At 36.4% G+C, this 12453-nt stretch carries 9 protein-coding genes; 5 read left to right on the forward strand and 4 right to left on the reverse strand.

Annotated elements, in window-relative coordinates; genetic code table 11:
• Positions 1–178: 178 nt before the first annotated feature.
• Complete coding sequence (locus tag F6K18_RS30110) at positions 179–307, reverse strand: hypothetical protein (protein WP_287526390.1); 129 nt, start codon at positions 305–307, stop codon at positions 179–181.
• Positions 308–971: 664 nt separating this feature from the next.
• Between F6K18_RS30110 and F6K18_RS30115 the strand changes: the two genes are divergently transcribed.
• The 5 genes from F6K18_RS30115 to gatC all read left to right on the forward strand — a co-directional run bounded on the left by F6K18_RS30115 (position 972) and on the right by gatC (position 3746).
• Entirely contained in the window at positions 972–1589 is a 618-nt protein-coding gene (locus tag F6K18_RS30115; RefSeq protein ID WP_287526393.1) for a DNA-3-methyladenine glycosylase, read from the forward strand.
• A 240-nt stretch (positions 1590–1829) separates the two neighbouring features.
• On the forward strand, positions 1830–2195 hold the full coding sequence (locus F6K18_RS30120; RefSeq protein WP_287526396.1) for a nuclease-related domain-containing protein: 366 nt from the start codon (positions 1830–1832) through the stop codon (positions 2193–2195).
• 72 nt (positions 2196–2267) lie between these two features.
• Positions 2268–2552 carry a hypothetical protein gene (locus F6K18_RS30125; protein WP_287526397.1) on the forward strand — a complete coding sequence of 95 codons (285 nt, stop codon included), beginning with the start codon at positions 2268–2270 and terminating at the stop codon, positions 2550–2552.
• A gap of 338 nt (positions 2553–2890) precedes the next feature.
• The gene (locus tag F6K18_RS30130) at positions 2891–3412 is read left to right on the forward strand and encodes a photosystem I assembly protein Ycf3 (RefSeq protein WP_287526398.1); all 522 of its coding nucleotides are present in this window, start codon (positions 2891–2893) and stop codon (positions 3410–3412) included.
• Between the two features lie 43 nt (positions 3413–3455).
• Positions 3456–3746, forward strand: coding sequence for an Asp-tRNA(Asn)/Glu-tRNA(Gln) amidotransferase subunit GatC (gene gatC / locus F6K18_RS30135; protein WP_287526400.1), 291 nt, complete (start codon positions 3456–3458; stop codon positions 3744–3746).
• 428 nt (positions 3747–4174) lie between these two features.
• Here gatC and F6K18_RS30140 read toward each other — a convergent pair whose 3' ends face one another.
• The 3 genes from F6K18_RS30140 to F6K18_RS30150 all read right to left on the reverse strand — a co-directional run bounded on the left by F6K18_RS30140 (position 4175) and on the right by F6K18_RS30150 (position 12333).
• The gene (locus tag F6K18_RS30140) at positions 4175–4384 is read right to left on the reverse strand and encodes a hypothetical protein (protein WP_287526402.1); all 210 of its coding nucleotides are present in this window, start codon (positions 4382–4384) and stop codon (positions 4175–4177) included.
• Positions 4385–4478: 94 nt separating this feature from the next.
• Positions 4479–7355, reverse strand: coding sequence for a response regulator (locus tag F6K18_RS30145; RefSeq protein WP_287526403.1), 2877 nt, complete (start codon positions 7353–7355; stop codon positions 4479–4481).
• Positions 7356–8406: 1051 nt separating this feature from the next.
• Positions 8407–12333 carry a GAF domain-containing protein gene (locus F6K18_RS30150; RefSeq protein ID WP_287526405.1) on the reverse strand — a complete coding sequence of 1309 codons (3927 nt, stop codon included), beginning with the start codon at positions 12331–12333 and terminating at the stop codon, positions 8407–8409.
• Positions 12334–12453 lie beyond the last annotated feature (120 nt).

Below are 12453 nucleotides of genomic sequence, written 5' to 3' on the forward strand. Positions count from 1 at the left end.
TCTGATCAGAAGATATCTGAAAAGTTTTTTGATAGTGAATTTTGCCCCCCTAGCCCCCCTACTTTGGGAGGAACAAGAATCAATTTGCTTGCTCTAGTCCCCCAAAATTGGGGGATTTAGGGGCTTGGATGTAGTAAATGGGACTTCTCAGACAACCTCTAATATCATGTCCGGATAATTAGTGATAAAAAAACTTTCTACTTCTCCTCCTATTCTTCTTCTTTCTTCTTTCTTCTTTCTTCCCTTCTGACTCCTGACTTCCCCTCCTGGGAGGGGTTAGGGGTGGGTTGACTCCTGACTCCTCCATCGTTATTTATTTATAACTGTTCAACCGGACATGATATAAATTGAAAAATCAAATATCAGTAGTAAAACTGATTTTCTATATCATAATTATGGAGCATTAAATCTTCATAAGTGGAGAATTTATTTTAACTTCTGATCGAATAGATAATAAAAAATAGGAATTAGAGTTGGTAAAAAATAGAAATTCTTGGACAAACTACTATTCTGCCCAAGAAATACAATAAATAAATTATCAAAAATTGAAAAATTAAAACATTCTATCGCTACCGCGATCGCCTACTTAGGGCTTGGGTTCATAAAGCGAAAAGTCAGGACAGCTAAGGTAATGAAGCTTTTTATATTCAGTTTATCTCCTAGTTATTGGCTCTTATTTGTCTCAAAATACTGAAATTCAAGAAAATTTCTTCATATAAAATGGCCGAAACCCTTGCCTGTTGCTCCACAAATCGACCCGTCTCCGAGTCTCCGCGTCTGGTGCGTCCCCGTGTCCTACCTCACCAGCCAATTTTTTCAGAAAGCCCTACTTAATGGGCACAACCATTTCCATGATAATCATCAGTATCATAGAATCCATTCTTAGTGCCAAAGAATAGACAACCAACACTAAACAATACAGTTAATCCAATTAAAATTAATTTAATATCCATCCTGCACAAACTCCTTTAATGAATTTAACTCAAACAAATGAAATTATAGACAATACTTGGCTAGAACGCCCATCTCCCGAAGTGGCCCCAGATTTACTAGGCTGTACTTTAGTGCGACAGATGTCCAATGACAAAATTATCCGTAGCACCATCGTAGAAACCGAAGCTTATGCACCAGGAGACCCTGCTTGTCACGCTTATCGCAGTCGTACCCCACGAAATGCTGTGATGTTTGGCCCTCCAGGAATGAGCTACGTTTACTTAATTTACGGAATGTACCACTGTTTAAATATTGTGACAGATGCAGATGGGGTTCCTAGTGTTGTCTTAATTAGAGCTTTACAATTGGAGTCTGTGCCAGATTGGTTATGGGAATATATTCCAAAACAAAAATCAAAACCTAAAATTTCTCGTCTTGCTGCGGGCCCAGGTAAGCTTTGTCGTTTACTGGATATTGACCTTAGTTTGAATGGTTTACCTTTGCGAGTGGGGAGACCTATGTGGTTGGAACATCCCACGAGGCAACTTCAGGAAGATTTGCAAATAGTACAAACAACTCGTATTGGCATTATGAAAGGGACTGAGTTGCCGTGGCGGTGGTATTTGGCAAACTGTGATGCTGTGTCTAAAATTTAATTAGGAGTCAGGAGACAGGAGACAGGAGACAGGAGACAGGAGACAGGAGAAATGGGAATGAGGGAGGAGGTAGGAGTCAGAATTGTCAATTTGGGATTTTTCTGCCCAACTATGAGCCTAAAATACTAACTTTTTGAGCGTTTTAGACTAAAAACCAGGCACTTTTTTCGACCTCAAAAAGGCACTTTTTTTTATATGTCAATGGTTTTAGATTTAATCAGCAAGCCATAAATAAAAATCATGAGAATTTTAAAACAATCTCCATCACTACAACAAGCTTTTCAAGCAAAAATTCAGGAAAAAATTTATGACAATAGACAAGAAGTGAAACAAGATTTAGGGGGTGGTTTATTTGGAGAAATTGGCGCTGTTTTTTTTCAGTTTAAACAATTTAGAAACCAAATAAAAGGCAACTTAGGCGAGACTTTTTTATCATTATTACTCATGTCACTACCTGATAATTGGGTAATGTTTAAAAATGCTTTAATTCCTACAAAATCTAGAAACCTTACAGAAATAGACCTTTTAATTATTGGCAATGCAGGTGCTTTTTTAGTAGAAGTCAAAACTGGGAAATGTTCATTTTCTGCTAATCAAGATCAATGAAAAAGAAGGGAAGGAGCAAAGTGGTTTCCATTAGAAAATACCCCTACTTCTCAAAGTATATATCACAAAAAAATGTTTGAAAATTCGATTATGCCTCAAGTTTCTGGTTTCCCGGAAAATTTTATATTTGCTCCTGTTGTTTTTCCTGTAGAAAAATGGATTGGCACAACTAATTCTTCTGTTCCTATATTGCAAGGTTTTCAAGAACTAACACAGATGTTACAGCAATATCCTAAATGTTTAACAAATGAGCAAGTTTTAATCATTAGTAAATTAGTTGATAATTGTGATATTTTATATATCCCTAAACCTTCTGCAAAACCAAAGCCTATTTTACTAAAACCTTCCGATCAATAATTCTTAATCCGGAAAACTGCTGCCAACTTTATGTACTAGACTGACAAATCTAAAATGGTGCGTTACAACGGATTGTTAAATACCTTTCACAGCTGATATTTTAGCCGTAATGGCGCACCCTAAAATAATGAACTTAATAAGAAAAATAGCTCCAAATTGTTCTACTTTAGAATAAAAATAACAGTTCACTTTTCTTGCCTAAAAATAATTAAAATATCAATAAAAAATTAGCCATATAATATTTTGGGCCGATAACTTTTGTGAACAAAGTATGTGCAACTTACCCAGAATTGTTCTACTCTATATTATGTACTCAATAATTAATATAGAGTTGTAATATGCCCAGAACTCAACGTAATGATAATTTCATTGACAAATCATTTACGGTCATGGCAGATTTGATTTTGAAGCTGCTACCAACAAATAATCAAGCTAAAGAGGCTTTTGCTTATTATCGTGATGGAATGTCGGCACAGGGTGATGGTGAATATGCTGAGGCATTAGAAAATTATTATGAAGCTTTGAATTTAGAAAATGACCCTAATGACCGGAGTTATATTCTTTATAATATAGGTTTAATTCATGCTAGTAATGGCGAACATGATCAAGCATTAGAATACTATCACGAAGCTTTAGAAAATAATCCGAGAATGCCTCAAGCTTTAAATAATATTGCTGTGATTCTTCACTACAGAGGAGAACAGGCAAAAGAAAAAGGTTTATCAGAAGAAGCAAATGGTTGGTTTGATAAAGCGGCGGAATATTGGCAACAGGCAATAAGTTTAGCTCCTAATAATTATATTGAAGCTCAAAACTGGTTGAAAGTTACTGGGCGGTCAACTAAAGATGTATTTTTCTAAATGTAGTTAATTTTAGAGTTTTGAAAAGAGGAAAAAATTACTAATGATTGACAGCGAACAAGTCCGTAAAGTTGCACATTTAGCTAGATTAAAACTTAACCCAGAAGAAGAAGAAAAATTTACGACTCAGTTAAGTAGTATTTTGGATTATTTCGAGCAGTTGAGTGAATTAGATACAGAGAAAGTACCTCCTACTACTAGGGCAATTGATGTTAGTAATATCACTCGTGATGATGATTTGGAAACTTTTCCAAATAGAGAAGAAATTCTCTCTTGCGCTCCAGAGCAAGATGGAGACTTTTTTAAAGTTCCTAAAATTATGAGTGAAGAATAATATAGCAGGGAACAGTGAACAGGCAATACTGGAAAAAGTATTTCTCTGTCTAAGGTTGATCATCAATCTATGTCTTAACCAATTCGTTCCTTGCTATAGTTCAACAAATTAAAATCTAGATGGTGCGTTACATATCATTAACGTACCCTACTGGACTCCTAAAATTATGAGTGAAGAATAATAGTTCAACAAATTAAAATCTGGCGTTGCACAGTGGCGAATGATTTGAGATTTTTGATTGAATTTGATTTTGGATTTGATAATTGCTAGAACGATTAATATTAGGTTTTTTTAGTCAAAGTCTAAACCTATTTTTGGCAGTATCATTCCATAATGTGCAACCCCTAAAATCTAGATGGTGCGTTACATTTCATTAACGCACCCTACTGGACTCCAATACCATAAGGGTTCTATATAGGGTTTGCTGATTAAATATCAAAGTATTGACTGGTATTAGTTTGAGCAATTTTAGGTCTGGAGGGGGTGCGAAGTTTTAGGTGGTAATGGTTCAAAAATTCAGGATTTTGGTCAAGAGTTGGGCAGAACAATCTTGGGACAAAACGCCCGCTCCTACCTCCTCCAAATTCCCATTTCTCCTGTCTCCTGTCTCCTGTCTCCTGTCTCCTACCCTCACCCATAAGACTTTTGAGCGCAAACCCTATATATTTACCTTTGGGTTTACACAAACGATACAAACGGACATGATATTACATATTCCCTATTCCCTTTTAATTAAACCTGTAAGTAGCTTTGTAAACTATTAATTAATTCTTGGTCTAAATAAGGCTTACTTAAATAGTCATTTGCACCTAATTGTTTAGCTAATATACGATAGCGCTGACTACTACGAGATGTTAACATTAATACTGGCATTTGTGCTATAGGATATTGTTTACGACAACGACTGAGGAATTCAAAACCATTCATTTGTGGCATTTCTACATCACAAATAACAGCTTGAATTTGAGTATTTTGCTGTAGTTTTACTAACCCTTGCCATCCATCTTTAGCTTGAACAATATCATATCCTGCTTTTTGTAAAGTACTGGAAATAGCTTGGCGAGTAGTTAAAGAATCATCAATTACTAGAATAGTTGGTAGTTTAGAAAGAATAGACTGTTTAAATTTAGAAGTATTTTTTAGTAAAATTTTAGCATCTAATTTTTCTGTGTGTAATATTTTTTCTAATAATTGAATACCATCAATAACTGGTACTAAGCTCCCATCTCCTAAAATTGTACAACCATATAAATATGATGGTGCTTTTAAAATTTTGCTAAAAGGTTTAATGGTCAAATTTTGCTCCATTAATATTTGTTCAATTTTGATGGCAATTGTATCTGAATCTTCAGATATCAATAACAACATCACTTTCCCTTGAGAGTTTTTTGTATAAGAATTTTTCCAAGAAAATTCCACTGATTCTTGTTGAATACTTCCTGAAACTATGGGATAATTATAATCCAACAAGATTGATGGTGCTATAGATACCTTTTTGCCTTTCCAATAATATACTTTTTCCCTGCCCTCGACTTTAATTTCGCTAGGGTCAACATATATAATGGCTGCTAAAATATCTAAAGGAATTGCAAATAAATTTCCCTCCATGCGAAAAACCAATAATTTTGTAATTGTTAAAGTCCATGGCAGTCTCAGAATAAATTTTGTCCCTTGACCAAGTTGGGATTGAATAGTAATATTTCCTTTCAATGATTCTATTTGACTGTAAACTGATTCTAATCCCATCCCTCTTCCTGATAAATCGCTCACTTTTTTTGTAGTTGAAAAATCAGGATAAAATAATAATTTGTATAATTGTTTAGTGGATAATTTAGCAGCTTCAGTGACAGAAAAAATTTTTTTTTGTATAGCTAGATTCCGAATTTTATTAACATCTATACCCCGACCATCATCTCGAATTTCTATGTAAGTATAATTCCCTTGATAATAAGACTTAATAGTGATTTTTCCTTCTTTTGATTTACCATTACTTTGTCTGATTTCTGGGGGTTCGATACCATGATCGAAAGCATTTCTGACTATATGAACCATAGGATCGTACAATTTCTCTAAAACTACTTTATCAATTAGAGTATTCATCCCCACTAATTCGAGTTTGACCTGTTTTTGCTTTTGCACTGACAAATCTCTAATCATTCTAGGAAATCGATTCAATAATGATTCCACAGGTAACATTCGAGTTTTTGTGAGATTATTTTGTATTTGCTGTAAGGTTTGTTGTCTTTTTTTGACAACTTGTTGACTTTGCTGATGTAGTAGTTTAATGTCATTCACAGCTTCGCCTACTTGAGCAATTTCTTCTAATAGATTTGGCAGTATATTTACCAGATATGCTAGTTGATTATTCTGAGAATTGGGGGATTTATTTAGTTGTTCTGAAAAAGTCTTCATATCTTGAAGTTTCATCATTAACTGATAAAATTTTTGCCACCCTTTTTCTAAAGTTCCTATTGAAGCTTGAGATTGTTGATTTTGGAGAATAAAACTATTATCTTGAGTGGCTAATTCTCCCAGCAAATTATTCAGCATTTCCAGACGGTTGATATCTATCCTGACACCCAAAGAAGATGAGGATGTAGAAGTAATTTGCTTTTGCTGAATTTGTTTCTTTTGATTAGCAACTCCCGGTGCAGAAACTTGTTTTTGAGAAATATTTACTGATGCGGTCGCACTATTAGATGTTTTGACATTTTCTGTTTCCACTGCAACTTCAGATTTTTGAGGGACAACAGCTTTTACTGCTTGAGTTGGTTGATTAACTTGTTTTCTCTTAGCAGTTGTTTCTACCTTTCGAGATTTTAGTGGTTTTGTTAGTTTGACCAATGTGGCATTTAGATTCCCTCCTTGAGTACGATCGCCTGCCAATACTGCTTTTTGCCCTGCCCAAAAATCTGCTAGAGCTAGTGTACCAATTTTTTTTATGTATTTTGGATTTACTTCCAAAGCTTTGATCGTAGTTTGAGCAATAGAAGTAAACCCAGGCAAATTTAGCATTGTCCCTAAAGTTGCAAATACTTCAGCTTGTCTCTTCAGTTCATCTTTAATGGATAAACCACTGTCAGTGCTATTCTTTCCAGCCAATAAATTTTCCCAACGATGCAAACCAGAGGGTATTTCTTCTGTAAACAGAAATTTAGTCATATCACCCTCTTCCATCGATACTTCGGGAAATTCTGCTGCTTCTTCTAAAGAATGTCCAAGTTTCTTTTCTATCTGCTCAAAAACTTGTTTGGCCTTAATAATAGAATTCTCTTGGTCGTAGTTACCTGTTTCAATTTGTTTAACAGTAGGCGATCGCAAACAGTCAAAAGCTTGTAGCAGTAGATTTTCTAACTCTAGGTCAAAAACAGTATTTTCTTGATAAAGCGCTCTAATACTATTTTCTAAGTCGTGAGCAATTGTTTGAATTCCCATTAAACCAATACAAGCAGCACCACCTTTAATTGAGTGAGCTGCCCGCATTAGTTGATGTAGTTTTTGGATCTCATGCTCTTGAGAGATATGTATTAATCCTTGTTCAAGAGTCTGTAGTAATTCTGTAGCTTCTTCTACAAAAAATTTGTAGGCTTGATCGTCAATTTCTATCATTATTTATAAAATCTAAATCCATAGGGAACAGGCAACAGGGAAGAAAATTGAAAGTATCACAGTGGGCAAACATTAAGGACATTGCTGAATTAAGGTATGAAAGTAGGTTTATAGGGAACAGGGAACAGGGAACACCGGATCTGGGAAAAATTAATATTAACAAGTAGTTCAAACCATCCAAAATAAAAAATCCCAAATACAAAATTATCAAATCATACCCACCAGTCAGCAACGCCACATTAAGTTTTTGATATTAATCTTAAATACAGCAGTTTCCTACCCTCTGGAAGTACATATATAGCAGAATAAAGAACCGAAAGACCGAAAAATCTGGCGTTGTCTGACTTTTAAGCTTTTGATATGTCCACATCCTTTGCTTCGACTGCTATATTGATGGTTTTAGGGAGTAGGGAACTTCTGTATCTATAAAACCCACATTCGGCACGTCAATTTGTAATATACAAAGTAGCACAAAATTTCCTATCCCCTAAGTATTTATACTCTGTAAATTAAGTTAATTAGCCTTCACGATGGTGCTCCGCATCGTCCGGAGCACCATCGCGCCGTTTACCAGGAAACTGCTAAGTATTTGTACTTAATTTCTTTCTCTGATTACCGACCATTATTTTCTCCTGACTCCTGAGTTGTGAGTTCTGACTCCTGATTTTTTATACTATAGCAATGTGCGCTGGCATATTTACAAATTACAAGAGGTGTCCAATAGCTAAAAGTTTTATCTGATCAGCTTTTTATTCCCCCTTCCGGAGCTGTTGCCTGCGCACAGCACTATACATTTTGAAGTGCGTAATGTGGGATCAAACCATTTTAGAACTACCTGCTTCATAAAACTGATATAAAACCTCACATCGAAAAAAGTGCGCTTGTTTCAGTCTAAAATGCTCAAAAAGTTGGCATTTTGGGTAGACAAGCACAGAAAAATCAAGGGGCAAAATATCTGACTACCTCCTCTATAATTCCCATTTATCCTGACTCCTGACTCGGTCCTCCTGACTCCTCCCCTCACTCATAAGACTTTTTCAGCAAGCCCTATTTAATTTACCTTAAACTCCGCCACACTCTTTTCTAAATCTCCTGCTACCTCTAGTAACTTAGAAAAAGACTCTGCAACATTCATAGATTGTTCAGAAGTTTGATTAGCGATGTTTGCCACTTCTTGCATTGTTTTTGACAGTTTGCTAGAAGTATTAGCTTGAGTAGTCGCAGACAAAGTAATCTCCTCTACCAACTCACTGATCTGTGCACTCACATCCAATAAATCAGTCAGAGTTTTTCGCGCTCCTTTAACTAACTGAGTTCCTACCATTACCCGCTTGCGACCTACTATCATTGCCTTGACAACTTTGCTAGTATCAGATTGCATTTCTTCAACAATTTGCTCTATTTCTTGAGTAGCACTAGCTGACTGTTCCGCAAGAGAACGTACTTCACTAGCAACTGTAGCAAATCCTTGGTCATCTTGCCCCGCTCTGGTTGCCTCTACCGAAGCATTCAACGCCAAAATATTTGTTTGATTTGCCAAATCATTAATCAAATTCAGCACCCGTGAAATTTTCTTAGAAGTTTCCCCTAAATTTTTCACCTTCCGAGCGGTTGCCTCCACTGTTTTTTGAATTACCACAATTCCCTCCACACTACGGTTCATTGCAGCATCACTAGTTTGCAGAATCTGATTTGCTTGCTGCACCTTAGCTTCTGCCTGTTGAGCATTAGCAGCTACTGCTTTAACCGCATTTGCCATTACCTGAATTTGCCCAAGAGCATTAGCGATCGCTTCTGCTTGACGATGAGCTTCACCGGACAATTTTTCAATTTCAGCATTGTTACCTTCAGTTGTGGAACTCACAATATTTGTTGCTGACTTCACCTGTAGTACCAACTGCTGTAAGTTTTCAATCGTGGCATTAAAAAAGTCAGCCACAGTACCCATTACACCTACTGTTACATTAGCTCGTACTGTCAAGTCCCCCTCAAAAGAATTTTCTATTTCTGTCAAAAAAGTTTCTATTTGATTTTCTAATAATTCTTTACCCTTTTGTTGCTCCTGAGAGATAGTTTCTGCTGTTTTCCGAGCCTGGATTACCTGTTCTAATAGGAGAGCTTGTTCCAGGGTAGAACCCACTTGTAAAGCCAGTTGTTTGAAAACTTGGACTTCTGAATCTTGCCATTGTCTTGTATCAGAACATTGATGAGCACCTAATAAACCATAAAGTTTTTGACCTACTAAAATTGGCACTACCACATTTGCTTTCACCTGCCATTTTTCCAACTGTTCTCGGTGACAGTCTGTTAAATTTGCCTTGTTAATATCTTCTGTGACTTGTACTCGACCTTGACGATAGGGTTCTACATACTCAGCAGGGAAACAGGGAATTTCTGTTTCCATCTCTGCAATCTTTGAGCAATTAGGTTTGACTGACTCATAAATAATTTTACCTTCCCAGTTTTCATCGAAACGATATATGACAATACGGTCAGCTTTCATCAGTACCAGTGATTCTTCTACAGTAGTTTGGAAAATTTTTTCCAATTCTAGAGATTCCCGGATACGGGAGCTAATTTCACTGAGTAACCGAGCTTGTTGAGTCGCTGCTTGTTGTTGCTGTAGCAATAATGCTTGGTCTAATGCGTAACCAACTTGAATAGCTAATTGCTTAATTAAGTCAATTTCTAATGCTCCCCAGTAGCGAGGGGCAGAACATTGGTGGGCGATTAATAAACCATATAAATTTTTATCTGTGATAATGGGAGCTACTAAATTTGCCTTCACATTGAACTGTTCTAATTGTTTAATATGGCATTCTGTTAATCCAGCTTCACGGATATCATTGGTTGGTTTAACTCTCCCTTTCAGATATGGCTTAATATAACCTTGAGCAAAGCATGGGTCTACAATTTCAGCTCCTAATGCTTCTGGAAATCCGACTGTTACTGATTCTGCTATTATTGTACCTTTCCACTGAGGATCGAATTTATAGACCATAACTCGGTCTGCTTGAATAGCTTCTTGCAGATCCTCGACTGTAGTGTTCAAGATGTCTTGAGGGTTAAGAGATTTACGAATATTGGAGCTGATTTGATTGAGGGCAATAGCTTGTTTTGTAGCGGCTTGTTGCTGTTGTAATAATGTTACTTGGTCAAGGGCAAAACCTACCTGGGTGGCTAGTTGTTTAGTAAAGTCAATTTCTGATTCTTGCCACTTACGAGGTGCAGAACATTGATGTACGATTAGCAAACCGTGAAGTTTTTGTTCGGCGATGATGGGAGCAACAATATTAGCTTTAACGGCAAAAGGTTTTAAAAGTTGGATATGACATTCTCCTAATCCTGCTTCATCAATATTCTCTATTGTGCTAATTCGTCCTCGCAGATATGATTTGAGATAATTTTTTTTAAAGCAAGGCTCAGATATTTTTTTACCAAAAGCTTGAGGCCAAGCTCGATCTACTGACTCGGCTACTACTTTACCATTCCAGTCAGCATCAAATTGATAAAGTATGACGCGATCGGCTTCTAATGTACCGCGGGCTTCTTCTACAATAAGATCAAAAATCTCTTCGGCATTCTGGGAAGTCCGGAGTTTGATGCCAATTTCGTTTAAAAATCGAGCTTGCTTGGCAGCAGCTTGTTGTTTTTGCAATAGGTATGTTTGTTCTAGAGCATAACCTATTTGAATAGCCAACTTGCGAATTAAGTCAATTTCTAATTCTGTCCAGTCTCTAGGCCCTGTGCATTGATGGGCAATTAATAGACCTATGAGTTTTTTTTCTACTACTACGGGAGCAACTAAGTTAGCTTTTACTTCAAAGGGCTTAAGCTGATTAATATGGCACTCTGTTAGCCCAGCTTCGTAAATATTTTCTGTGGCTTTAACCCGTCCCCTTTGATAGGATTGAACGTAGCGATCGGCAAAGCAAGGATCGGTTATTTCTGCCCCTATAGATTGTGGCCAGTCACTATTAACTGATTCTGCAACAACTGTACCTTTCCAGTTTTTGTCAAATTCGTATATTATTACTCTGTCACAATCAAGAGCTTCGCGAGTTTCTTCAACTGAAATAGTGAGAATTTCTTGAACATTTGAAGATTGACGAATCTGGAAATTGATGTAATTAAGTTTTTGAGCTTGTTCGGTAGCTATTTTTTGTTTTGTTAGTAGTAGAGCTTGGTCTACAGCATAGCCTAGCTGAGTAGCGAGTTGCTGAAAAAATTCTATTTCTGATTCTACCCATTGTCGTGGTTCAGAACAATGATGGGCAATTAATAAGCCTAATAATTTTTCGTTGGCAACAATGGGAGCGACTAAGTTAGCTCTAACAGCAAAAGGTTCTAGTTGACTGATGTGACATTCTGTTAATCCTCCTTGGTAGATATCAGCAGTCGCTTTTACCCGGCCTTTTTGATAAAACTCTACATAACGGTCTGCAAAGCAGGGGTCGGTTATTTCTGCCCCTATAGCTTGTGGCCAGTCACTATTAACTGATTCTGCAACAACTGTACCTTTCCAGTTTTTGTCAAATTGATAAACTACTACTCTATCTGTTTGTAGGGCAGATCTGACATCTTCTACTACTGTTTTAAAGATGTCTTTTAAGTTGATATATTCCCGAATATGGGAAGTAATTTCGTTTAATAATTCTAATCGTTCGGCTGCAGCTCCTTCTTTTTCTATTAATAGTTGAAGTTGATTAATTCGGACATCTATATTAGCCTGTAAGGCGGCTAAATCTTCTATTAAAGTATTAGTTTTTGCTTTGATTCCTAATGATTTTTGATTAGTATCCGGTTCCCACACTTCTACTGGAACAATTGCTAATGATTCATTATTTCTTTGAGTATGTACAGTTTTTTGCTCAGATTTGTTGTGGAAATTTTGGCTCATATTTTGCGTTCTATTTTCTGATTGGTTGGTTTTTCTAAAATTTGTCTGTGCCATAATTTTAGTTGTATTAATTATCATTTTCTTTGTGGGTTTAATACCCCACCGTCAACGGGGGTGTTCACGCATTACTTGGGGGAGCGAATCCCCATGTAATTTTCCGACTGTCTCCTGTCTCCTGTCTCCTGTCTCCTTCTTCAA

Origin of the sequence: Okeania sp. SIO2C2, from assembly GCF_010692625.1 — a bacterium.
In the GTDB taxonomy this organism is placed as follows: Bacteria; Cyanobacteriota; Cyanobacteriia; order Cyanobacteriales; family Microcoleaceae; genus Okeania; species Okeania hirsuta.

Excerpts from the sequence above, each read along its gene's own strand:
- F6K18_RS30110 (WP_287526390.1), bottom strand. The coding sequence starts at position 307 with ATGGAGGAGTCAGGAGTCAACCCACCCCTAACCCCTCCCAGGAGGGGA.
- F6K18_RS30115 (WP_287526393.1), top strand. The coding sequence starts at position 972 with ATGAATTTAACTCAAACAAATGAAATTATAGACAATACTTGGCTAGAA.
- F6K18_RS30120 (WP_287526396.1), top strand. The coding sequence starts at position 1,830 with ATGAGAATTTTAAAACAATCTCCATCACTACAACAAGCTTTTCAAGCA.
- F6K18_RS30125 (WP_287526397.1), top strand. The coding sequence starts at position 2,268 with ATGTTTGAAAATTCGATTATGCCTCAAGTTTCTGGTTTCCCGGAAAAT.
- F6K18_RS30130 (WP_287526398.1), top strand. The coding sequence starts at position 2,891 with ATGCCCAGAACTCAACGTAATGATAATTTCATTGACAAATCATTTACG.
- gatC (WP_287526400.1), top strand. The coding sequence starts at position 3,456 with ATGATTGACAGCGAACAAGTCCGTAAAGTTGCACATTTAGCTAGATTA.
- F6K18_RS30140 (WP_287526402.1), bottom strand. The coding sequence starts at position 4,384 with ATGGGTGAGGGTAGGAGACAGGAGACAGGAGACAGGAGACAGGAGAAA.
- F6K18_RS30145 (WP_287526403.1), bottom strand. The coding sequence starts at position 7,355 with ATGATAGAAATTGACGATCAAGCCTACAAATTTTTTGTAGAAGAAGCT.
- F6K18_RS30150 (WP_287526405.1), bottom strand. The coding sequence starts at position 12,333 with ATGATAATTAATACAACTAAAATTATGGCACAGACAAATTTTAGAAAA.